General features: G+C 58.0%; 23 protein-coding genes. 9 read left to right on the top strand and 14 right to left on the bottom strand.

Features of this window, described 5'->3' with window-relative positions; genetic code table 11:
- The first annotated feature begins 49 nt into the window (after positions 1 to 49).
- Together fetA and fetB are read left to right on the top strand one after the other, a co-directional pair.
- Positions 50 to 721: an iron ABC transporter ATP-binding protein FetA gene (gene fetA, locus AA74_RS0114470; protein ID WP_023293127.1), complete on the top strand. Its 672-nt coding sequence runs from the start codon at positions 50 to 52 to the stop codon at positions 719 to 721.
- Positions 714 to 1,496: an iron export ABC transporter permease subunit FetB gene (gene fetB, locus AA74_RS0114475; protein WP_023293126.1), complete on the top strand. Its 783-nt coding sequence runs from the start codon at positions 714 to 716 to the stop codon at positions 1,494 to 1,496. Before fetA ends, fetB begins: the two co-directional genes overlap by 8 nt.
- A 49-nt stretch (positions 1,497 to 1,545) precedes the next feature.
- On the opposite strand, the gene AA74_RS0114480 is transcribed toward fetB, so the two are convergent.
- The 3 genes from AA74_RS0114480 to tesA are packed head-to-tail and all read right to left on the bottom strand — an operon-like array spanning position 1,546 to position 3,884.
- Positions 1,546 to 2,400, bottom strand: coding sequence for a co-chaperone YbbN (locus AA74_RS0114480; protein ID WP_023293125.1), 855 nt, complete (start codon positions 2,398 to 2,400; stop codon positions 1,546 to 1,548).
- A 58-nt stretch (positions 2,401 to 2,458) separates the two neighbouring features.
- Positions 2,459 to 3,229, bottom strand: coding sequence for an SDR family oxidoreductase (locus AA74_RS0114485; protein ID WP_008499317.1), 771 nt, complete (start codon positions 3,227 to 3,229; stop codon positions 2,459 to 2,461).
- 28 nt (positions 3,230 to 3,257) lie between these two features.
- A complete protein-coding gene (gene tesA / locus AA74_RS0114490) occupies positions 3,258 to 3,884 on the bottom strand; it encodes a multifunctional acyl-CoA thioesterase I/protease I/lysophospholipase L1 (protein WP_122008371.1) in 627 nt (208 codons plus the stop codon).
- On the opposite strand from tesA, the gene ybbA reads away from it, so the two are divergent.
- From ybbA to AA74_RS0114505, 3 genes are all read left to right on the top strand, one after another.
- Entirely contained in the window at positions 3,852 to 4,538 is a 687-nt protein-coding gene (gene ybbA / locus AA74_RS0114495; protein WP_008499319.1) for a putative ABC transporter ATP-binding protein YbbA, read from the top strand. The genes tesA and ybbA overlap by 33 nt on opposite strands.
- Positions 4,535 to 6,949 carry a putative ABC transporter permease subunit YbbP gene (gene ybbP, locus AA74_RS0114500; RefSeq protein ID WP_025912644.1) on the top strand — a complete coding sequence of 805 codons (2,415 nt, stop codon included), beginning with the start codon at positions 4,535 to 4,537 and terminating at the stop codon, positions 6,947 to 6,949. Before ybbA ends, ybbP begins: the two co-directional genes overlap by 4 nt.
- Before the next feature lie 183 nt (positions 6,950 to 7,132).
- The gene (locus AA74_RS0114505; protein WP_023293123.1) at positions 7,133 to 8,278 is read left to right on the top strand and encodes a porin; all 1,146 of its coding nucleotides are present in this window, start codon (positions 7,133 to 7,135) and stop codon (positions 8,276 to 8,278) included.
- Positions 8,279 to 8,368: 90 nt separating this feature from the next.
- Here AA74_RS0114505 and mnmH read toward each other — a convergent pair whose 3' ends face one another.
- From mnmH to ppiB, 6 genes are all read right to left on the bottom strand, one after another.
- A complete protein-coding gene (gene mnmH, locus AA74_RS0114510) occupies positions 8,369 to 9,439 on the bottom strand; it encodes a tRNA 2-selenouridine(34) synthase MnmH (RefSeq protein ID WP_025912645.1) in 1,071 nt (356 codons plus the stop codon).
- An 85-nt stretch (positions 9,440 to 9,524) separates the two neighbouring features.
- Positions 9,525 to 10,592, bottom strand: coding sequence for a 5-(carboxyamino)imidazole ribonucleotide synthase (purK, locus tag AA74_RS0114515; RefSeq protein WP_008499323.1), 1,068 nt, complete (start codon positions 10,590 to 10,592; stop codon positions 9,525 to 9,527).
- Positions 10,589 to 11,098 carry a 5-(carboxyamino)imidazole ribonucleotide mutase gene (gene purE, locus AA74_RS0114520; protein WP_023616863.1) on the bottom strand — a complete coding sequence of 170 codons (510 nt, stop codon included), beginning with the start codon at positions 11,096 to 11,098 and terminating at the stop codon, positions 10,589 to 10,591. Before purE ends, purK begins: the two co-directional genes overlap by 4 nt.
- 171 nt (positions 11,099 to 11,269) lie before the next feature.
- Positions 11,270 to 11,479: a YdgH/BhsA/McbA-like domain containing protein gene (locus AA74_RS0114525; protein WP_008499325.1), complete on the bottom strand. Its 210-nt coding sequence runs from the start codon at positions 11,477 to 11,479 to the stop codon at positions 11,270 to 11,272.
- 135 nt (positions 11,480 to 11,614) lie between these two features.
- Positions 11,615 to 12,337 (bottom strand): UDP-2,3-diacylglucosamine diphosphatase, encoded by a 723-nt coding sequence (gene lpxH, locus AA74_RS0114530; RefSeq protein WP_025912646.1) that lies wholly within the window; start codon positions 12,335 to 12,337, stop codon positions 11,615 to 11,617.
- 3 nt (positions 12,338 to 12,340) lie between these two features.
- Complete coding sequence (ppiB, locus tag AA74_RS0114535; RefSeq protein WP_008499327.1) at positions 12,341 to 12,835, bottom strand: peptidylprolyl isomerase B; 495 nt, start codon at positions 12,833 to 12,835, stop codon at positions 12,341 to 12,343.
- 174 nt (positions 12,836 to 13,009) lie between these two features.
- On the opposite strand from ppiB, the gene cysS reads away from it, so the two are divergent.
- Positions 13,010 to 14,395: a cysteine--tRNA ligase gene (gene cysS, locus AA74_RS0114540; protein WP_008499328.1), complete on the top strand. Its 1,386-nt coding sequence runs from the start codon at positions 13,010 to 13,012 to the stop codon at positions 14,393 to 14,395.
- An 86-nt stretch (positions 14,396 to 14,481) separates the two neighbouring features.
- Here cysS and AA74_RS0114545 read toward each other — a convergent pair whose 3' ends face one another.
- The 5 genes from AA74_RS0114545 to folD form a co-directional block, all read right to left on the bottom strand.
- The gene (locus AA74_RS0114545) at positions 14,482 to 15,003 is read right to left on the bottom strand and encodes a metal-dependent hydrolase (protein WP_023326825.1); all 522 of its coding nucleotides are present in this window, start codon (positions 15,001 to 15,003) and stop codon (positions 14,482 to 14,484) included.
- A gap of 73 nt (positions 15,004 to 15,076) precedes the next feature.
- Positions 15,077 to 16,093 carry a Mal regulon transcriptional regulator MalI gene (gene malI / locus AA74_RS0114550; RefSeq protein WP_025912647.1) on the bottom strand — a complete coding sequence of 339 codons (1,017 nt, stop codon included), beginning with the start codon at positions 16,091 to 16,093 and terminating at the stop codon, positions 15,077 to 15,079.
- Positions 16,094 to 16,176: 83 nt separating this feature from the next.
- Positions 16,177 to 17,676, bottom strand: a complete 1,500-nt coding sequence (locus tag AA74_RS0114555; RefSeq protein ID WP_008499331.1) for a PTS transporter subunit EIIC — start codon at positions 17,674 to 17,676, stop codon at positions 16,177 to 16,179.
- A gap of 282 nt (positions 17,677 to 17,958) precedes the next feature.
- Positions 17,959 to 18,171, bottom strand: a complete 213-nt coding sequence (ybcJ, locus tag AA74_RS0114560) for a ribosome-associated protein YbcJ (protein WP_004143016.1) — start codon at positions 18,169 to 18,171, stop codon at positions 17,959 to 17,961.
- 1 nt (position 18,172) lies between these two features.
- A complete protein-coding gene (folD, locus tag AA74_RS0114565) occupies positions 18,173 to 19,039 on the bottom strand; it encodes a bifunctional methylenetetrahydrofolate dehydrogenase/methenyltetrahydrofolate cyclohydrolase FolD (RefSeq protein ID WP_008499332.1) in 867 nt (288 codons plus the stop codon).
- A gap of 309 nt (positions 19,040 to 19,348) precedes the next feature.
- On the opposite strand from folD, the gene fimA reads away from it, so the two are divergent.
- The 3 genes from fimA (at position 19,349) to fimC (ending at position 21,253) form a co-directional block, all read left to right on the top strand.
- Complete coding sequence (fimA, locus tag AA74_RS0114570; RefSeq protein WP_008499333.1) at positions 19,349 to 19,912, top strand: type 1 fimbrial major subunit FimA; 564 nt, start codon at positions 19,349 to 19,351, stop codon at positions 19,910 to 19,912.
- A gap of 68 nt (positions 19,913 to 19,980) precedes the next feature.
- Entirely contained in the window at positions 19,981 to 20,526 is a 546-nt protein-coding gene (gene fimI / locus AA74_RS0114575; RefSeq protein ID WP_025912648.1) for a type 1 fimbrial protein subunit FimI, read from the top strand.
- A gap of 34 nt (positions 20,527 to 20,560) precedes the next feature.
- Positions 20,561 to 21,253, top strand: a complete 693-nt coding sequence (fimC, locus tag AA74_RS0114580) for a type 1 fimbria chaperone FimC (RefSeq protein WP_023326827.1) — start codon at positions 20,561 to 20,563, stop codon at positions 21,251 to 21,253.
- Positions 21,254 to 21,266 lie beyond the last annotated feature (13 nt).

Genomic DNA, 21,266 nt, shown 5'->3' on the forward strand with positions numbered 1-21,266 from the left:
AGGATTATGCTACAGACGGTTATGACAAAAAGCGGTCAACGGAAGCGCAATGAACGATAAAAAAAACGTATTACTTCTCAGGGATGTCGGATTTCGAGTCGGGGAAAACACGATCCTGCAGCACGTCGGGTTTAGCCTGTCGCCGGGCGAGTTTAAATTAATCACGGGCCCCTCAGGCTGTGGGAAAAGCACGCTGCTGAAGATTGTGGCGTCACTCCTCAGCCCGACGGAAGGAGCCATTCTGTTTGAAGGCGAGGATATCGCCTCGCTTTCCCCGGAAAGCTATCGCCAGCAGGTCTCGTACTGCGTGCAAACGCCCGTGCTTTTTGGCGATACGGTCTATGACAACCTGATTTTTCCGTGGCAAATCCGCAATAAAACGCCGGAGCCGGAAAAGTTTATCCAGGATCTGGCCCGCTTTGGCCTGGCGCAGGAGACGCTGAGCAAATCCATCAACGCGCTGTCGGGCGGCGAAAAGCAGCGGGTCTCGCTGATCCGCAACCTGCAGTTTTTACCGAAGGTGTTGTTGCTGGACGAAATCACCAGCGCGCTCGATGACGTCAACAAGCGCAACGTTAACGAGATTATTCATCGTTACGCCCGGGAGCAGAACATTGCCGTGCTGTGGGTGACGCACGACGCTAACGAAATAACCCATGCGGATGACGTAATCACGCTCCAGCCGCACGGCGGGAAAATGCAGGAGGCAAACCGTGGGTGAGCATAACATTACGAACGAATCGCTGGCCTTTTCGATGGTGCTGGTGCTGATTGCGATTGTGGTCAGCTACCGGGAAAAGCTGGGGCTGGAAAAAGATATCGTGTGGAGTATCTGCCGCGCGGTGATTCAGCTCATCATCGTCGGCTATGTGCTGAAGTATATCTTCAACGTTAACCACGCGGTGCTGACCCTGCTGATGGTGCTGTTTATCTGCTTTAACGCGGCGTGGAATGCGCAAAAGCGCAGTAAATACATTGATAAGGCGTTTGTTTCATCGTTTATCGCGATTACTACCGGGACGGCGCTCACGCTGGCGGTGCTGGTGCTCTCCGGCTCGATTGAGTTTACGCCGATGCAGGTCATCCCTATCTCGGGGATGATCGCGGGGAACGCGATGGTGGCCGTTGGGCTCTGTTATAACAACCTCGGCCAGCGTTTCAGCAGCGAACAGCAGCAGCTGCAGGAGAAACTAAGCCTGGGGGCAACGCCAAAAGTGGCCTCGGCGCGGCTGATTCGCGAGAGCATTCGTTCATCGCTGATCCCTACGGTAGATTCCGCCAAAACGGTGGGGCTGGTGAGCCTGCCGGGCATGATGTCGGGGCTGATTTTTGCCGGTATCGATCCGGTAAAAGCGATTAAGTATCAGATCATGGTGACGTTTATGCTGCTTTCCACGGCAAGCCTGTCCACCATCATTGCCTGCTACCTGACCTATCGGAAGTTCTACAACGCGCGCCACCAGCTGGTGGTGACGCAGTTGAAAAAGACGGGGTAACATCGTCTTTGTAGGCCCGGTAAGGCGAAGCCGCCACCGGGCTTTTTTATCAATACAACAGCGCGTAAAGCTGACGACGATACTTCGACGCCAGCGCGTCGCCGGTGCCCAGCGCGGCCAGGATCTCCTGGAACATCTTGCGCGCCTGACCGTCTGCGGCGGCTAAATCTTTTTGCAGATGGCTGAAGAGCAGCTCAAGCGCCTCTTCGTTACGCCCCACCTGATGCAGCTGCAGCGCAAGCTGGCTTGCCAGCGCGGCGTCCGCCGGGTTGTCGGCAACCTGCTGCTGCAGCTGCTGAATTTCCGGGGTATCCGCCGCCTGCTTCAGCAGCTCAATCTGTGCAACCAGCCCCTGATAGCGGGTGTCCTGATCCTGCAGCGGAACCGTCTTGAGTACGGCCTCCGCGTCCTCTGAGCGGTGCAGGGCGATCTGCGTTTCCGCCAGCAGCAGGCCAATCTGGCTGTTCTGTTTTGACAGCTGCCACGCCTCTTTCAGCAGCGGCAGCGCCTCGTCGTATTTACCTTCCTGCATCAGCGCCATGCCTTCCTGCGCTTTCAGCTCTTCTTCGCGCGGCAGCACCTTATCCAGCAGGGCGCGGATGGCCTCTTCCGGCTGCGGCCCCTGGAAGCCATCAACAGGCTGGCCGTTCTGGAACAGATAGACGGTAGGAATGGCGCGCAGACCAAACTGAGACGCGACCATCGGCTCGGCGTCACAGTCCAGCTTCGCGAGAATGAACTGACCATTGTACTGGGCGGCAAGGCTTTCCAGCACCGGCGTCAGCTGCAGACAGTGTTGGCTACGTTCAGACCAGAAGTAGAACAGGACCGGTTTGGTCATCGACTGTTCAAGGGTCTGTTGCAGGTTAGCTTCTGTGATATTGACGATATTCTGTACGGACATGCGGCTTTCTCTTTTGTCGGTTTGTTCTTTACATGGGGATGCGCGTCGGCGCTTCAACTCAACCGTGTAAAATTTTGTCCATTATCCGGCCCGGCAGCAGGCGTTTTAACCAGCCGACGGCATGGGTGACCAGCGTCACCGGATAGCGCATTTTGGGATGTTCACTCTCAAAAGCATGGCGCACTTTGGCCACCACCGCCTCGGGCCCGAGGGTAAAACGTGCGGCGATGCCGGGGTTCTCGACCGGTTTATCCGCCTGCGTCTGGTTAACGTTTTCGGTAAAGCGGGTGCGGATCGGGCCGGGTTCAATCAGGCTGACCTTTATGCCGCTGTGGCGTAGCTCCATGCGCAGGGCGTCGGACCAGGCCTCCAGCGCATATTTACTGGCGGCGTAAGCGCCGCGGCCCGGGGTGGAAATCAGCCCCATCACCGACGACGTCATCACGATGCGCCCTTCACCGTGCGGCAGCATCGCGGGGAGCAGACGCATGGTGAGCTGATGTACGCCGAAAAAGTTGGTCGAAAACTGCTTCTCCAGCGTTTCGCGGGAGAGGGTATCCAGCGGGCCATACACGCCGTAACCGGCATTATTAAACAGGCCGTAAAGACGATTACCGGTCAGGGCGATCACCTCATCGGCGGCGCGGTCAACGCTCTCCGGCGAGTCCATATCCAGCAGCACGCCGGTAAAGCCCAGCCCGTTCATGCGTTCGACATCGTCAGGTTTGCGACAGGCCGCCAGAACCCGAAACCCCTGGCGCTTCAATTCGAGCGCGCTTTCCAGACCGATTCCACTGGAACATCCTGTAATTAAGACCGATTTTTGCATAACTTTACCTGTCAGGATCTCCGCTTAATCAGGAGTCATGTTTAACTAAAGGAGCCAGCCGCGTTGCCATCCAGTCGGCAATAAACGGCTGCGCATCGCGATTGGGGTGGATCCCGTCGTCTTGCATCCACTGGGGTTTGAGATAGACCTCTTCCATGAAAAATGGCAGCAGCGGAATATCAAACTCTTTGGCAAGCTTGGGGTAGATCGCGCTAAAGGCCTCATTATACCGACGACCGTAGTTGGCGGGCAGGCGAATTTGCATCAGCAGCGGCTGGGCGTTTGCCGCCTTGATCTCCTGCAAAATGGTGCGCAGCGTATCCTCCGTTTGCTGTGGCTGGAAACCGCGCAGGCCATCATTACCGCCCAGCTCAACCAGCACCCAGCGCGGCTGATGCTGTTTGAGCAGCGCAGGCAGGCGCGATAAACCTTGCTGTGAGGTATCGCCGCTGATGCTGGCGTTGATTACAGGCGTTTTGCTCTGCCATTTGTCATTGAGCAGAGCGGGCCAGGCCGCGCCAGCCGCCATGCGATAGCCTGCGCTCAGGCTGTCGCCGAGAACCAGTAACGTGTCCGCTGCCGCCGCGCGGAAGGTCATCAGAATCAAAAACAGGAAGGGCAAATGCCAGCGGAAAACAGTGTTGAAGTTCATCATCTTAAGAAGTCCGTCGGTCAGGGGGAACACGAGCTTTCCATCCTTACTGGAGTTGAACTCGTTGTCAAACGCGCTGAAACCATCGCGCTGATTGGCGAATCCGGTTCCGGTAAGTCCACGCTGCTGGCGATTTTAGCCGGTCTGGACGACGGCAGCAGCGGCGAGGTCCACCTTGTCGGGCAGCCGCTGCATCAGCTTGATGAAGAGGCGCGGGCCGCGCTGCGCGCGCGTCACGTTGGTTTTGTCTTTCAGTCCTTTATGCTGATCCCAACCCTGAACGCCCTGGAAAACGTCGAGCTCCCGGCGCTGTTGCGCGGTGAAAACAGCCGTGAAAGCCGCGCGCATGCGAAGGCGCTGCTGGAACAGCTCGGTCTGGGGAAACGTCTCGACCATCTTCCCGCCCAGCTTTCCGGCGGTGAGCAGCAGCGCGTGGCGCTGGCCCGCGCGTTTAACGGCCGCCCTGAGGTGCTGTTTGCCGATGAGCCTACCGGCAACCTTGACCGTAAAACCGGCGACAGGATTGCCGACCTGCTGTTTTCGCTCAACCGCGAGCACGGCACCACGCTGATCCTCGTCACCCACGATCCGCAGCTCGCGGCGCGCTGCGACCGTCGCCTGCGGCTGGTGAACGGTGTTCTGCAGGAGGAAGCATGATTACCCGCTGGTTTTGGCGCGAGTGGCGCTCGCCCTCGCTGCTGATTGTCTGGCTGGCGCTCAGCCTGGCGGTGGCCTGCGTGCTGGCGCTCGGCAGCGTCAGCGACCGCATGGAAAAAGGGCTCAGCCAGCAGAGCCGGGAGTTTATGGCGGGGGACAGGGCGCTGGAAAGCTCCCGCCCCGTGCCGCCGGGCTGGATTGAAGCAGCGCGCAAAGAAGGGCTGAAGGTGGGAGAGCAGCTCACCTTCCAGACCATGACCTTCGCGGGCGACATGCCGCAGCTGGCGAGCGTCAAGGCCGTCGATGATATCTACCCGATGTACGGTGACTTACAGACCAGTCCGCCGGGGTTAAAGCCGACGCCCGGTACGGTGCTGCTGGCATCGCGTCTGATGGCGCTGCTGAACCTCAAACCCGGCGACAGTATCGACGTCGGCGACGCCACGCTGAAAATCGCCGGGGAAGTGGTGCAGGAGCCCGACGGCGGATTTAACCCCTTCCAGCTTGCGCCGCGCTTGCTGATGAACACCGCGGATGTCGCGGCCACCCATGCGGTACAGCCGGGCAGCCGCGTTACCTGGCGCTATAAGTTTGGCGGCACGCCCGCCCAGCTTGCCGCGTATGAAAAATGGCTTCTGCCGCAGCTCAAACCGGAACACCGCTGGTACGGGCTGGAGCAGGACGAGGGGGCGCTCGGTAAATCTCTGGAGCGCTCTCAGCAGTTCCTGCTGCTGTCGGCCCTGTTGACCCTGCTGCTGGCGGTGGCGGCGGTGGCCGTGGCGATGGGGCACTACTGCCGCAGCCGCTACGACCTGGTGGCGATCCTCAAAACCCTGGGGGCGGGCCGGGCGCAGCTGCGCAAGCTCATTGTCGGCCAGTGGCTGATGCTGCTGGTCCTGTCGGCGCTGACCGGCGGAATAATCGGGATGCTGTTTGAAAAGCTGCTGATGGTGATGCTGAAGCCGGTGCTTCCGGTCGCCTTGCCGCCGGCCAGCTTCTGGCCGTGGCTGTGGGCGATGGGCGCGATGACGGTGATCTCGGTGCTGGTGGGGCTCCGGCCCTACCGCCTGCTGCTCGCCACGCAGCCGCTGCGCGTGCTTCGCAACGATGTGGTGGCGAACGTCTGGCCGCTGAAGTTCTACCTTCCGGTGATTATTGCGGTGGCGGTGGGGCTGCTGGCGTGGCTGATGGGCGGCAGCACGCTGCTGTGGGCGGTGCTGGCCGGGGCGGTTGTGCTGGCGCTGCTGTGCGGCGTGCTGGGCTGGATACTGCTCAACCTCCTGAAAAGGGTGACGGTAAAATCCCTGCCCGTGCGCCTGGCGGTCAACCGTCTGCTGCACCAGCCCTGGTCTACGCTCAGCCAGCTGTCGGCGTTCTCGCTGTCGTTTATGCTGCTGGCGCTGCTGCTGGTGCTGCGCGGCGATCTGCTCGACCGCTGGCAGCAGCAGCTTCCGCCGGAAAGCCCGAACTATTTCCTGATCAATATCGCCCCTGAGCAGGTTACGCCGCTGAAGGGCTTCCTGTCGGAGCATCACATCATCCCCGAATCGTTCTATCCCATCGTTCGCGCGCGTCTGACGCAGATCAACGGCCAGCCAACGGAGGGGAACAAGGACGAGTCGCTGAACCGCGAGCTGAATCTGACATGGCAGGATAAACGCCCTGATCACAACCCGATAACCGCCGGCACCTGGCCGCCAAAAGCGGGGGAGGTGTCGATGGAGGAGGGGCTGGCGACGCGCCTGAACGTGAAGCTGGGAGACAGCGTGACCTTCACCGGCGATACCCAGGATTTCACCGCGAAAGTCACCAGCCTGCGTAAGGTGGACTGGGAGAGCCTGCGGCCCAACTTCTTCTTTATCTTCCCGCCGGGGGCGCTGGACGGGCAGCCACAGAGCTGGCTGACCAGCTTCCGCTGGGAAAACGGCAACGGCATGCTGACCCAGCTCAACCGGGAGTTTCCGACGGTCAGCCTGCTGGATATCGGCGCGATCCTCAAACAGGTGGGGCAGGTGCTGGAGCAGGTGAGCCGCGCGCTGGAGGTCATGGTAGTGCTGGTAACGATCTGCGGCGTGCTGTTGCTGCTGGCCCAGGTGCAGGTGGGCATGCGCCAGCGCCATCAGGAGCTGGTGGTTTACCGCACGCTGGGGGCCGGTAAGCGGCTGCTGCGAATGACGCTCTGGAGCGAGTTTGCGCTGCTGGGGCTGGTGGCCGGTCTGGTGGCCGCCATTGGCGCAGAGACGGCGCTGGCGGTGCTGCAGACAAAGGTCTTCGACTTCCCGTGGGAGCCTGACTGGCGTCTTTGGTTGACTCTGCCTCTGTGCGGCGCGGGGCTGCTTTCTCTCTGCGGAGGCTGGCTCGGCACGCGGCTGTTAAAGGGCAAAGCCCTGTTCCGTCAGTTTGCGAGTTGATTTAGTATAGTGATAATTACGCACCGGATTTTTATGCCGGTGCGTAGTGTTTAAATAGCACAAAGTGATAATACCCACTCATTTAGTAGCACAAAACATTAAAAACCCGTCCACACAGCCCGATTATTTCCAGTTAATATTCACCCGCTAAATATTTAGCAGCGTGTCTATTAAGGAAAAATAATGACTATAAAAAAATCAGCGCTGGCGGCAACGATTGGCGCGGCAGTGGCATTAACGACCTTCGCTTCTCAGGCGGAAATCACCGTTCTTAAGCAGGATCCTCAGGCGGGTAACCCGCTGAGCCGCCTGAACTTCACCGTTGGCGGCAGTATTCGTCCTCAGTTCCAGAACATGACCGGCGACGACGGGAAAAACAGCTACAAGCGTAACGGCTTTGACGGCGGCACCCGCTTCCGTTTCGCGGCAGATTACTACCTGTTTGATGACATCAGCTGGATCAGCTACTACGAGCTGGGTGTGAATATTCCTGCGCAGTTTAACTGGGATCACCACTACGCCGAAGGCGCACACGACACCACGCGTCGTATGCTCTATACCGGTCTGAAGAGCGACACCTGGGGTACGCTGACCTTCGGTCAACAGAACAGCGTTTACTATGATGTGGTTGGCGCGAAAACCGATATCTGGGACTACGACATGATCGCTCAGGCACCGGGTAACGGGATCAACGGCGACTACGACGGTTCTTACCGTTCACGCCAGATGCTGAAATATAAGAAAACCGTGGGCGATGCTGACATTTATGCATCCTACCTGTTTGAAGACAGCGAATTCCTGCCGGGCAACGGCCTGCGCTACAAGCGTAAAGGCGGCGGCTCGCTGGGTCTGGATTACCACCTGACTACCGATCTGACCTGGGGCGCCGCGTGGAACTACACCCGCGCCGACATGCGTAACCCGGACAACGGCGACAGCAAAACCTACGACCAGAACATCCTCGGTACCGCGCTGAGCTGGACCCCGGACAACTGGACCTTCTCCGCAGGCGGCGGCTGGTACCAGAACTTCCTGACCACCAAAAAAGTGTCTGTTAACGACTACTTTGCAGGCGACGCGTGGGGTATTGAGTACTTCGCAGGGTACAAATTCCCAGTCGGTCAGTACGCGGTTAAATCCATCCAGCCTTACTTCATGGGTGACCGCATTGAGTACGTGAACGGCCGTAACTACCAGCGCATCGACAACGGCGTGGGTATCAGCTTCCAGCTGGATTACGGTTTCCGCGTGGATTACGAACACGTGTTCACCTCCAGCACCGACAACCTGGGCGACATGAACCTGGTGCGTCTGCGTTACGACTTCTAAGCCGTCTGTTCCCCGGTGGCGCTGCGCTTACCGGGGCCACAACAGTACGCGTAGGCCGGGTAAGGCGTAGCCGCCACCCGGCTTTATTTTTCAGCGATCAAGCCACTCAGCAATTTCTTCGTACGTCCCGCGATACACAATCTTTTCCGCCTTTTTCTCCAGCTGATAGCCGTACATCGGGTCGTAATAGTCGTTCAGGAGCGGTACAAGCCAGCTGAAGTGCGCGTCAGTGCGGCCAGAGCGTTGCTGTTCCAGCAGCGCGGAGTCTAACAGCGCGGTAAATTCCGCAAAGCGCTGCAGCCCAAGACGGCGGCGTATGGCGAACAGGCCGTGATGCAGGTACTCGCTGTATTCTTTCCAGCCCGCTTCCTCGCCGTAGGCGGCAGAAAAATCCGCCCACATATGGTCGAAATACTCTTCGCGCAGGCGTTCAAGACGAATATCAAACGGATCCTCGACCACCACGATAGGGGCTTCAACCATGCGGTCGCGCAGGCAGGCCGGCAGGTGGTTGGAGCCAATCATCCGGCCCTCATCTTCCAGCACCCAGCGCGCGGCGTCTTTTTTCAATAGCTCAACCGCAAGGTGATTTTCAAAGCTGGCCTGAGAAAGCTGCGGCGTGAGCGTGCGGCCAAATGACGAGCCGCGATGGTGCGCCAGCCCTTCCAGATCGATACCCTGCGCGTGCTGCTTCACCAGCAGGGTTTTACCGTTCCCGGTACAGCCGCCGATAAGCACCATCGGCTTTTGCGACTGCTCGATGGTCACCTGAATCGCCGTCTGGCGCAGGGCTTTATAGCCACCGCGGATCAGCGGGTAGTCGATACCCGCCTCTTTCAGCCAGGCCTGCGAGATATGCGAGCGCTGGCCGCCGCGCGCGCAGCAGAGAAAGCCCTCAGGATGGGCAAGGCTGGCTTCGCGCCAGGCGTTGATGCGGGCCTCACGCGTGTCGCCACTCACCAGGCGATGGCCGAGCGCCAGCGCGGCGTCCGGTCCCTGACGTTTATAACAGGTGCCGACGGCGGCGCGCTCGTCATCATTCATTAAAGGCAGGTTGACTGCCGCTGGCATCGCGCCTTGGGCAAATTCGATCGGCGCGCGAACGTCGATTAAAGGGGTATCGGACGCGAGGATCGCGCGATAGTCCGTTCCATCGTTCATGGTTATTCCAGAAGAAAGCTAAGCAGCAATGGGCGGGAATTGTACGCCGGGGAAAGAGGAGGTCAACTCCCCGGCGGAGGGAGAACTATTTAAGCTTAGATTGTGCCCAGACAATACCGCTCGCGTATTCCGGCGGCAGGAGCGGGATCATGGCTTCCAGCGTGGCGCTCAGACGGCCCGTGTCGCTGTCGTTCAGGTTCAGGTGGCCGACTTTACGACCCTCGCGGACCTCTTTGTCATACCAGTGCAGATGCACCAGCGGCAGCTTCAGCCAGTCGTAGTTCAGATCGGTGCCGATCAGGTTGATCATCACCGACGGGCTGTTCACCACCGGCTGCGGCAGCGGCAGGTCGGTAATGGCGCGCAGGTGCAGCTCAAACTGGCTGATGGAGGCGCCGTTTTGCGTCCAGTGGCCGCTGTTGTGCACGCGCGGTGCCAGCTCGTTGATCAGCAGACCGGACGGGGTGATAAAGCACTCCATCGCCATGACGCCGACATAACCGAGTTCGTGCATGATGGCAGAGAGCATCTCTTCCGCCTGCGCCTGCTGGTCGGCATTGGCGTGCGGGAAGGCGACGCTGGTGCGCAGAATGCCGTCCTGATGCAGGTTATGCGTCAGCGGATAAAACACCGTGCGGCCGTCATGCCCGCGCGCGCCAACCAGCGAGACTTCACCGCTGAAGTTAATGCCCTGCTCAACGATGCACTCGCCGTAGCAGTCATTCGGCAGCTCGGCGGTGTCGCCTGCGCGCAGGCGCCACTGGCCGCGGCCGTCGTAGCCACCCACGCGGCGCTTCACGATCGCCAGCTCGCCCAGCATGGCGAAGACGTCGTTCCACTCGCTTTTATCGGACAGGAGCTGCCACGGCGCGGTCGCGAGGCCGAGCTTGTCGAACAGCTGCTTTTGCGTCAGGCGGTCGGCAACGATCGGGAACACGTCGCGGTTAACGAAGGCGTTATGGCGCGCCAGCTCGCGGGTCAGAGCGGTCTCCGGCCAGCGTTCAATCTCGGCGGTGATCACGCTCTGGTGGAATGGGACGGCTTCTGGCTCGGCGTCCAGCCCGACGGGCCAGACGGCAATACCCAGCGGCTCACCGGCCTGACGCAGCATGCGGCCTAACTGGCCGTTACCAAGGACGCAAACCTGCTTCATGCCGCACCCCGCGGGTCCGGGTTGTCCAGCACTTCGTCGGTCTGGGCTTTACGCCACGCCGCCAGACGCTGATGTAAGTCTTTATCGTGCGTCGCCAGGATCTGCGCGGCCAGCAGGGCGGCGTTTGCGGCACCCGCTTTGCCAATCGCCAGCGTGCCGACAGGAATACCGCGCGGCATCTGAACGATGGAGTAGAGGCTGTCCACACCGCTTAACGCGGCGCTCTGAACCGGTACGCCCAGAACCGGCACCAGGGTTTTGGCGGCAATCATGCCCGGCAGATGTGCTGCGCCGCCCGCACCGGCGATGATCACCTCATAACCGTTCTCTTCGGCGCTTTCGGCGAAGCTGAACAGTTTGTCCGGCGTACGGTGCGCGGAGACCACTTCAACGTGGTGCGGAACATTCAGGATGTCAAAGATTTCGGCGGCGAACTGCATGGTAGCCCAGTCGCTTTTGGACCCCATCACGATGGCGACACGCGCCGGATTATTGCGGGAAGACATGCGTCTTAAAACTCCTGTGGTGCGAAACACACTGCTTTCGAGGGCACAGAGAATAGCATGTTATACGGGCAAGGAAAACGGTTGCGCGGTTAAATCTTGAGCCGTTGTTGCCATCAATTCATAACAAAACAGACCGCATTCTGGCGGTCTGTTTTCGTCGAGGGGCAATCATTATTTCGTCAGTTCAGCGGTCATATACACGCGATTATCGACCTTCGCGCTGGTGATTTTATAAGACGCACCCTGTTCAGCAGCCTGTGCAGCGATTTTCGCTTCTGCGCGGTCAAGGGTAGAGGCGGTTGCGCTCACGCTCTGCGCGAAAGAACCGAAAGAAACCAGGGAGAGAGCCGCAACTGCAACGAAAGTTTTGATGGATTTCATGGTCGTATTCCTTAAGTGTTTTGTCTGGGATAGGGCGTGTTGCCCTGATGTGATAAATAATAGGCCGACCACGGGCGGATTAAAATCGAAACAATTTGCCGATATTGTTCAAAAAAATAGAATGATGTGGAGGGGTTAAAACGGAAACGCGATCAGCTCCACGCCCTCAGGCGTGACTTTGACCATGGAACCTTCGGTGTGCCAGGCACCCAATACCACGCGGTGTGCGGGCTGGCCGTTGGCGATGAGGGAATGCACGTCAGGACGATGGGTATGACCGTGGATCAGCCACTGAACGTCATGCTTTTCCATCACCCGCACGACCGCCTGCGGATTGACGTCCATGATGGTCATGGATTTGCTGCTGTTGGCGGCTTTACTGCCTGCGCGCATTCTGACGGCGATGCGGTTGCGGATAAACAGCGGCAGGGCAAGGAACACCTTCTGGATCCACGGGGTGTGGACTTTGGCGCGAAACGCCAGGTAGCCGGTATCGTCGGTGCAGAGCGTGTCGCCGTGCATAATCAGCACCTTGCGACCGTAGAGGTCGAGCACCTGTTCTTCCGGCAGCAGCGTCATGCCGCTTTCACGGGCGTAGCGCTTGCCGATCAGGAAATCACGGTTGCCGTGAATGAAGTAGCAGGGGACGCCCGAATCCACCAGCGCGTGAATGGCGGCGGCCATTTCACGGTGCAGCGGGTTAGGATCGTCGTCGCCAATCCAGGCTTCAAAGAGGTCGCCCAGGATGTACAGCGCATCAGCGCTTTTCGCTTCACCGCGTAAAAAACGCAGAAAACCGGCGGTTATCGCCGGTTCTTCTGTTTGCAGATGAAGATCCGCAATAAAGAGTGTCGCCACCAATTACTCGCTGACGGTCACGCTGGTAATCACAACGTCTTCTTTTGGAACGTCCTGGTGCATACCGCTGCGGCCAGTAGAGACGGCTTTGATCTTGTCAACCACGTCCATACCTTCAACCACTTCTGCGAATACGCAGTAGCCCCAACCCTGCAGGCTTTCGCCGGAGAAGTTCAGGAAGTCGTTGTCCGCCACGTTAATGAAGAACTGTGCAGTAGCAGAGTGAGGCGCCTGAGTACGTGCCATCGCCAGCGTGCCGCGGGTGTTTTTCAGGCCGTTGTTCGCTTCGTTCTTGATCGGCTCTTTAGTGGCTTTCTGGTTCATGCCAGGTTCGAAACCGCCGCCCTGGATCATGAAACCGTTGATCACGCGGTGGAAAATGGTGTTGTTGTAGAAACCTTCGCGGCAGTAGTCCAGGAAGTTTTTAACTGTTTCAGGCGCTTTGTCATCAAAGGTTTTGATTACGATATCGCCATGATTAGTGTGGAAAGTAACCATTTTTGCATCCTGTTCCGTTATTGTGGTACGTCGACCCGCCTTCGGGTCATCTATAGGGGCTTGTTATAGCATAACCACAGGATGCGATCACCTTGCATTGTGTGCTGCTTCGGGTTTGAATTACGGGTAGAATAGCCGGTTTTCAACCACACACGTGTTTACATGGAATCTTCGATGTTAAAAATCTTTAATACAATGACGCGCCAAAAAGAGGAATTTAAACCTATCCATGCCGGGGAAGTCGGCATGTACGTGTGTGGTATTACGGTTTACGATCTCTGTCACATTGGCCATGGCCGTACCTTTGTCGCCTTCGACGTGGTGTCACGCTACCTGCGTTTTCTGGGGTACAAGCTGAAATATGTGCGCAACATCACCGACATCGACGATAAGATCATCAAGCGCGCGAATGAAAACGGCGAAAGCTTTGTCGCGCTGGTGGATCGCATGATCGCTGAGATGCACAAAGACTTCGACGCCCTGAATATTCTGCGTCCGGACAGCGAGCCGCGCGCGACCCACCACATTCACGAAATCATCGAGATCACAGAGAAGCTGATCGCCCGCGGTCATGCGTATGTTGCCGACAACGGCGACGTGATGTTCTCCGTGCCGACGGACCCAACCTACGGTGCGCTTTCCCGTCAGGATCTGGACCAGCTCCAGGCCGGTGCCCGCGTTGATGTGGTTGACGTGAAGCGTAACCCGATGGACTTCGTGCTGTGGAAGATGTCCAAAGAGGGTGAACCAAGCTGGCCATCCCCGTGGGGCGACGGCCGTCCGGGCTGGCACATTGAATGTTCCGCGATGAACTGCAAGCAGCTGGGCAAGCACTTCGACATTCACGGCGGCGGTTCAGACCTGATGTTCCCGCACCACGAAAACGAAATCGCGCAGTCCACCTGCGCCCACGGCGGCGAGTACGTGAACTACTGGATGCACTCCGGGATGGTAATGGTTGACCGCGAGAAGATGTCGAAATCGCTGGGTAACTTCTTTACCGTGCGCGACGTGCTGAAGTATTACGACGCGGAAACCGTGCGCTACTTCCTGATGTCTGGCCACTATCGCAGCCAGCTGAACTACAGCGAAGAGAACCTGAAGCAGGCGCGCTCGGCGCTGGAGCGTCTGTACACCGCGCTGCGCGGAACCGACAGGTCTGTTCCGGCGGCAGGTGGCGAAGCGTTCGAAGCGCGCTTCGTTGAGGTGATGAACGACGACTTCAACACCCCGGAAGCCTACTCCGTGCTGTTCGACATGGCGCGCGAAGTGAACCGCCTGAAGTCCGAGGATATGGCGGCCGCGAATGCGCTGGCGTCACATCTGCGTAAGCTCTCTGCCGTGCTCGGTCTGCTGGAGCAGGAGCCGGACGCGTTCCTGCAGAGCGGTGCGCAGGCGGACGACGGTGAAGTGGCGGAGATTGAAGCGTTGATCAAAGCGCGTCTGGAAGCGCGTCAGGCGAAAGACTGGGCGGCGGCCGATGCGGCGCGTAACCGTCTGACCGAGATGGGCATCATCCTGGAGGACGGACCGCAGGGAACGACCTGGCGCCGTAAGTAAGTCTGTAACGCCCGGTGACGCTTACGCTTGCCGGGCCAACAGGCAAAAGTAGGCCGGGTAAGGCGCAGCCGCCACCCGGCTTTTTTTTACCTTCTTTTCCACCACAACATTCCCATCAGCACCACCCCCGGCAGCCACACCCACAGCAGTTCTGAAATAATCACCTGATGCCCGTACGGCGTGGTATAGCGTGAGAGCGCAAACGGCGCGACTTTAATCACCTGCCACGGCGCAAAGAAGCGTTCATCCGACCACGGCCACAGCCAGCCGACGCCTTTCCCGCCTGTGGTAATCGAATCCAGCAGGCTGTGCGACAGCAGTGACACGGTTAAAAACAGCCAGCACCGCGTCAGGCTGGCCCGGAACCATCGTCGTCCAGTCAGTACGCAAAGTATCGGCACCACGAAGGCAAACAGCAGGGAGTGGGTAAAGCCGCGATGGCCGAAAACGTTGCCGTACGCGACGCCGAACTTGAACGCCAGCACGTCGGCGTCCGGCAGCATGGCGAGAACAATCCCGGCAAACAGCAGGCGGGGTGGGATAACTTTTGTCCCCAGGCCTAAGCCCAGGCAAAGCGGAACAGCAGCGTGTGTAATGACGGTAGGCATTGTGATTATCCATGGCAAATCATGGAAATATAGCAGTCATTCCGCGCTAAAAGACCTGTGCTAAATTCTGATTTTACGCCGACTCGCGTGCGATAAGCTGCCCGGAGAGCGTAATACGCTGGGTTTGCAGCGTCGGCTCCTTCAGCGTGCGAATCATCAGCCCGGCCGCCTGACGCCCCGTCTCTTCGCTGGCGGACGAAACGTAGGTAAACGAGGGCGAGGTGAGGTTAACGTGGAGCATATCTTCGAAACCGACCAGGGCGACCTGCTGCGTCAGAAACACATCTTTACCCACCGTACGCCCGACCTGATGAATACCGGAGATGGAGCCGATCATGGCATCCGGCGAGTGGCAGAGCAGGGCGGTGATGGTATTGTTTTTTTCCAGCAGCTGGCGGGTGGCAAAACCCGCTGCCAGCGTGTCATCGCTGCAGGCCGGCGAGTATTCATCGCGCCAGACCAGCCCGTTTTGCGCCATCGCGCTGCGAAAGCCGAGCAGGCGCTGCTCGCGGATAAGGCAGCCTTCCCGTCCGCCTATGTAGGCGATATTACGATGACCGCGCTCGATAAGATAACGCACCGCCAGACTGGCCGCCTGTCGGTTATCGCGCATCACCAGATTGCATTTTTCATCCAGCAGCGACTGCGAGACCACCACCAGCGGCAGCGGGCAGTGGCGAATCTTTTCCGGCAGGGTGGCGGTGCGGGTATCCGAGGCCAGATAGATCACCCCGGCGACGCCCTGCTGCTTAAACGACAGCAGGCAGCGCTCAAGCTGGTCATGGTCGTTCTGGGGCTGACCGAGAAAAACCATATATCCCTGTTTTTCAAGATCCTGAACAATGCTCGCCATCACCTTGATGGAGAAGCTGTCGCTAAAGTCGCGAAGGATCAGGCCAATCAGATTAGAGGTATTGGCGCGAAGGTTGGCAGCGGCAACGTTATGAACATAGCCCAGGGTATTGATGGCAGCGTTGACCTTCTCGATCGTTGCCTCTGAGATTTTCCCTTTCTGGCGCAGCACCAGCGAGACGGTGGAAACCGACACGCCCGCGTGCTTCGCGACATCAATAATGCTGACTTTCTTCAAAACCGCTCCCTGAAATTTACCGATTATCAGCCAGATAAAACACGCCTCCCAGCGTACAGGAGACGTGTCGTTCAGGCATCTTATTATTTGCCGATCATGGTGGACATGGTCTGGGCGATAAACTGTGCTCTGGCACCGAAAATCACCTGAATGCCGTTGTCGCCGACAAACACCACGCCGCGCGCGCCGAGTCCGTTAAGACCGTCTTTATCTACCGCGTCGCTTTTTGCCACTTCCAGACGCAGGCGGGTGATACAGGCGCCGACGGAGTCAATGTTATGCGCGCCGCCCAGCAGGGTGATGATCTCGGTCGCGAGTTCAGAATCCGATTTTTCATCCGCGTTGGCGGTTACTTCGGTGCGGCCCGGCGTTTTCACGTCGAAACGACGGATCACAAAGCGGAACGTGAAGTAATAAATCAGGCCCATTGGAATGCCGATGATAATGGCGCTCAGGAAGTGGGTCTGGTAGCCGTTAAACGACGGCAGGATCCCGAATGACAGATAGTCGATAAAGCCTGCAGAGAACGACTTGGCGATATGCGCATGCAGCAGGTACATGGTCATGTAGGCCAGACCCGCCATGATGGCGTTAAAGACGTACAGAATCGGCGCCACGAAGATAAAGGTAAACTCAACCGGTTCGGTGATCCCCGTCAGGAAGCAGGTCAGCGCCGCGGAGAACAGAATACCGGCCGCGATTTTCTTATTCTTCGTATGGGCTTCGTGATACATCGCCAGGCACGCCGCAGGCAGCGCGAACAGCATCAGCGGGAATTCACCCTGCATGAACTTACCGGCGTTCTGGTAGGTGTCGCTGCTGAAGGATTTCACCCCTTCTTCCAGCATCTTGAACCAGATGGTCTGGTCGCCGTGGATCACCTGGCCTGCCTGGGTGGTGTAATCCCCAAACGAATACCAGAACGACGGATACCAGATATGGTGCAGACCGAGCGGGATCAGCGCGCGCTCCACCAGACCGAAGATAAAGGTCGAGGCCGCCTGGTTGTCGCCGTTAACGACCACGGAGAGGGCGTCGATACCGGCCTGGATATGCTGCCACACGTACGGCAGCAGCAGCCCCATCAGGAACGAGAGGAACGCCGTTGCAATCGCCACGAAGCGCTTGCCGGAGAAGAAGCCCAGGAATTCCGGAAGCTGCATGGTGTGGAAGCGGTTATAGCACCAGGCCGCGAGAATACCGCAGATCAGGCCGCCGAAGACGCCCATCTGCAGCGTCGGAATGCCCACCACCATGGCGTATTTCCCGCCCTGAGAGGCCATTTCCGGCGTGATGCTCAGCACGGTGCTGATGGTGATATTGGTGACAAACACCGACACCGCCGCGGACAGCGCCGCAATGCCGGATTCTGACGCCAGGCCCACGGCAGAGCCAATGGCAAACAGCATCGGCAGGTTATCAAAGATAACCCCGCCCGCGTTCATCATCAGCGGCAGATGGAACTTATCGCCGAAGGCCAGCAGCAGGCCCGCAGCGGGAAGCAGTGAAATTGGCAGCATTAAGGCGCGACCAATCATCGATAACTTAGACAGCGATTTAACAAACCCTGATATCAGACTCATGCTGATTTCCCCCGAGTAGCGCTTTTTTGGCGCTGTTATTGTAAGTAGAACGTTTTAGTAGAACGTTCTACTTATCGTGGGCAAAGCGTGAAAAACGCGCAACTGAATTTTCACTTTTCAACAGACGAAATACTGATTATTTGAAGTGGATCGATAAATAACCGTGATGGGTGTGAGGGGATAGAGATAGAAATTGCCGGGTGGCGGCTTCGCCTTACCCGGCCTACAAACGGAGACAGTACGTAGGCCCGGTAAGCGCAGCGCCACCGGGCATCAAACGGCTTACGCCGTCACGGTCACGCTCTGGCCTTCAAAGCTCACGGTCTGGCCCGCGACAATCTTGCAGCGCTTGCGGGTTTCCACCGCACCGTCCACTTTGACAAGCCCGTCGGCAATGGCAATTTTCGCCTGCGCGCCGCTTTCGCTCCAGCCTTCCAGCTTGAGCAGATCGCACAGCTCAACGTGCGGGTGTTTGCCTAATGAAAATGTGGCCATCTTACGCGTCCTCTACGTCGTGATATTCTTCGCATGCCTGCAGGGTATTCTGAATCAGCGTTGCGACGGTCATCGGGCCTACGCCGCCCGGTACGGGGGTAATGTAAGAGGCGCGCGCGGCGGCATCTTCATACACCACGTCGCCGACCACTTTGCCGTTTTCCAGACGGTTAATCCCGACGTCCACGACAATTGCGCCCTCTTTAATCCACTCGCCCGGAATAAAGCCCGGCTTACCGACCGCGACGATCAGCAGATCGGCGTTCTCAACGTGGTGGCGCAGGTTTTTGGTGAAGCGGTGGGTTACGGTGGTGGTGCAGCCGGCCAGCAGCAGCTCCATGCTCATCGGGCGGCCCACGATGTTGGACGCGCCGATGACCACGGCGTTCAGGCCGTAAGTATCGATGTTATAACGCTCCAGCAGCGTCACGATACCGCGCGGCGTGCACGGACGCAGGCGCGGCGCGCGCTGGCACAGGCGGCCAACGTTGTACGGATGGAAACCGTCCACGTCTTTATCCGGTGCAATACGCTCCAGCACCTTCACGTTGTCGATACCGGCGGGCAGCGGCAGCTGAACCAGAATACCGTCGATCTCTTTATCGGCGTTCAGAGTGTCAATAAGTTCCAGCAGTTCTGCTTCGCTGGTGGTTTCCGGCAAATCGTAAGAGCGGGAGACGAACCCCACCTCTTCACACGCTTTGCGCTTGCTGCCGACATAAATCTGCGATGCCGGGTTACTGCCAACCAGCACAACGGCCAGCCCGGGGGCGCGTTTTCCGGCCGCTTTACGCGCCTTCACTTTTTCCGCGACCTCAGAGCGCACCTGCTGCGCAATCGTTTTACCGTCAATAATCTTTGCTGCCATCAGAGAGAAGATTCCGTCTGTAACGTTCGAAAGGGGGGATGCGTGTATTTTGTCAGAAGCGAGCCCCGCTGTCAGTCACCCTTTGCGCGTTTTTATCCGCAAGACGCAAAAACCCTTCTAAAGGGATGGTCAATTTCTTAGGCGGGATTAGGATGTGACCTGGTAAAATGGCAGCGTTTTGACATATTTAAAAATCACCTCCTGAGCTACTTTGTCTCCTCCGAAATAAGCTTTCAATTACTCAATTGAACGTATTTCTTATTCCCGATTTTTCGCGGGAAGGGTTATTTACATTTTAAAGGAATAGACATGAAACTCAGCAACATTGCTTCTACTGTTATTGCAACTTTGGCCCTGGTTGCGGGTGCCGCAAATGCAGCGGATCCTGCTGCGCCGGTTTCCGTAAATGGCGGTACCGTACATTTTAAAGGTGAGCTGGTTAATGCGGCTTGTTCAGTAAATACTGATTCTTCCGAGCAGACCGTTAATCTGGGTCAGTATCGTACCGCGAAATTCACCAAAGTGGGCGACACCACCTCTAATATTCCGTTCAACATTGAACTGAACGATTGCGATCCGCTGGTGGCCAAAACTGCCGCTGTTGCGTTCACCGGTCAGATCGACCCAACCGACAAAACCCTGCTGGCCGTCACCTCCGGCAGCAACGACAACACCGCGAAAGGCGTGGGTATTGAGATCCTCGACAGCAAATCCAGCGTTCTGACCCCAGACGGTGCGACCTTCTCTGCTGCGCAGACGCTGATCGAAGGGACGAACACCCTGAAGTTCACCGCGCGTTATAAATCCACGGCTGCGACTACCGAGCCAGGCCAGGCGAACGCTGACGCCACCTTCGTAATGAAATACGAATAATTCCTCCGCACAGGGATGTTCAGGCCTCAGGGACGAGGCCCGTCATACGCTATTGCCAGGAACAAAGGATGACAAGGACAGGAACACTACTGCTGTTAACCCTTGCGATGGCTTGCCCGGCATCGGCGCGTACCGTGGTGATCGAAGGCGGCAAGGTTCATCTCAGAGGTGAACTGGTGAACGGCGGCTGCGCCGTGGCGCCCGACAGCCAGAATATGCGCATCGATATGGGGCAGTACCGAACCAATTCATTTTCCGGCGTGGGCAGTTTTTCCACGGTGAATGTGCCTTTCACCGTACGGCTGCTGGACTGCAGCGTTGATGTTTCGCGCACCGTGGGGATCCAGTTTCAGGGGGCCACACCCGCAGAAGATCCTCAGGTCTTTCTGGCGACATCGCGACCAGGTGAAACGCCTGTCAGCAGCGGCGTTGGGCTGGCGCTCTTTGACGAGCAGCAGCGTCAGATTATCCCAAATGCCACGGCCGTCAGCTGGCTGCCGATCGATACCCGCGAGCTGGCGTTCCATTTTAGCGCCCGCTATCGGGCTATTTCCGAACACCTCGAGCCAGGCAAAATTCAGTCGGATGTCTGGTTTACGTTGATTTATCCATAACACCTGCGAACACATTATTAAAGGTACGGTTGTGATGAATACCCTAATTAAACCAGGACTTTTTTTATCGTTTATTTTAATGATGGTTTCTGCCTGCGCGAATGCATCCGGCGGTATTGCGCTGGGAGCCACCCGCGTTATTTACCCGGCGGACGCGAAGCAAACGTCGCTGGCGATCACCAACAGCAATAAACAGGAGCGCTATTTAATTAACGCGTGGATCGAAAATGCGAACGGGCAAAAAGAAAAAACATTTGCCGTCACGCCGCCCCTGTTTGTTAGCGAGCCGGACAGTGAAAACACGCTGCGCATTATTTACGCCGGGCCTGCGCTGCCTGCCGACCGTGAATCGCTGTTTTACATGAACGTGAAAGCGATCCCGTCAGTGAACAAAGCCAAAACGGAAAACAATAACGTGCTGCAGCTGGCTATTCTCTCGCGCATCAAGCTGTTTGTGCGCCCGAACAACCTGGCAATGCAGCCGGAAGAGGCGCTTTCCCAGCTGCGGTTTGAGCGCGCGGGTAACCATCTCAAAGTCAGCAACGCGTCTCCGTATTACATCACCCTCGTCAATCTGAAGCTGGGCGGGAAGACGCTGGATAACCTGATGGTGGCGCCGAAAAGCGCGGCACAGCAGGTGCTGCCAGCCGGTGCCGGCGGCACGCTCTCCTGGCAGAGCGTGAATGACTACGGTGCCATCACGCCGGCGCGTAGCGTCAACCTGTGAGCAGAGTCAGGGC

This window comes from Enterobacter sp. 5-4 (assembly GCF_000612205.1).
Classification (GTDB): Bacteria; Pseudomonadota; Gammaproteobacteria; order Enterobacterales; family Enterobacteriaceae; genus Enterobacter; species Enterobacter roggenkampii.

Bases quoted from the DNA above. Each gene is read 5' to 3' on its own strand.
- fetA (WP_023293127.1), top strand. From the start codon at position 50: ATGAACGATAAAAAAAACGTATTACTTCTCAGGGATGTCGGATTTCGA.
- AA74_RS0114480 (WP_023293125.1), bottom strand. From the start codon at position 2,400: ATGTCCGTACAGAATATCGTCAATATCACAGAAGCTAACCTGCAACAG.
- AA74_RS0114485 (WP_008499317.1), bottom strand. From the start codon at position 3,229: ATGCAAAAATCGGTCTTAATTACAGGATGTTCCAGTGGAATCGGTCTG.
- ybbA (WP_008499319.1), top strand. From the start codon at position 3,852: ATGCCAGCGGAAAACAGTGTTGAAGTTCATCATCTTAAGAAGTCCGTC.
- tesA (WP_122008371.1), bottom strand. From the start codon at position 3,884: ATGATGAACTTCAACACTGTTTTCCGCTGGCATTTGCCCTTCCTGTTT.
- ybbP (WP_025912644.1), top strand. From the start codon at position 4,535: ATGATTACCCGCTGGTTTTGGCGCGAGTGGCGCTCGCCCTCGCTGCTG.
- AA74_RS0114505 (WP_023293123.1), top strand. From the start codon at position 7,133: ATGACTATAAAAAAATCAGCGCTGGCGGCAACGATTGGCGCGGCAGTG.
- mnmH (WP_025912645.1), bottom strand. From the start codon at position 9,439: ATGAACGATGGAACGGACTATCGCGCGATCCTCGCGTCCGATACCCCT.
- purK (WP_008499323.1), bottom strand. From the start codon at position 10,592: ATGAAGCAGGTTTGCGTCCTTGGTAACGGCCAGTTAGGCCGCATGCTG.
- purE (WP_023616863.1), bottom strand. From the start codon at position 11,098: ATGTCTTCCCGCAATAATCCGGCGCGTGTCGCCATCGTGATGGGGTCC.
- AA74_RS0114525 (WP_008499325.1), bottom strand. From the start codon at position 11,479: ATGAAATCCATCAAAACTTTCGTTGCAGTTGCGGCTCTCTCCCTGGTT.
- ppiB (WP_008499327.1), bottom strand. From the start codon at position 12,835: ATGGTTACTTTCCACACTAATCATGGCGATATCGTAATCAAAACCTTT.
- cysS (WP_008499328.1), top strand. From the start codon at position 13,010: ATGTTAAAAATCTTTAATACAATGACGCGCCAAAAAGAGGAATTTAAA.
- AA74_RS0114545 (WP_023326825.1), bottom strand. From the start codon at position 15,003: ATGCCTACCGTCATTACACACGCTGCTGTTCCGCTTTGCCTGGGCTTA.
- AA74_RS0114555 (WP_008499331.1), bottom strand. From the start codon at position 17,676: ATGAGTCTGATATCAGGGTTTGTTAAATCGCTGTCTAAGTTATCGATG.
- ybcJ (WP_004143016.1), bottom strand. From the start codon at position 18,171: ATGGCCACATTTTCATTAGGCAAACACCCGCACGTTGAGCTGTGCGAT.
- folD (WP_008499332.1), bottom strand. From the start codon at position 19,039: ATGGCAGCAAAGATTATTGACGGTAAAACGATTGCGCAGCAGGTGCGC.
- fimA (WP_008499333.1), top strand. From the start codon at position 19,349: ATGAAACTCAGCAACATTGCTTCTACTGTTATTGCAACTTTGGCCCTG.
- fimI (WP_025912648.1), top strand. From the start codon at position 19,981: ATGACAAGGACAGGAACACTACTGCTGTTAACCCTTGCGATGGCTTGC.
- fimC (WP_023326827.1), top strand. From the start codon at position 20,561: ATGAATACCCTAATTAAACCAGGACTTTTTTTATCGTTTATTTTAATG.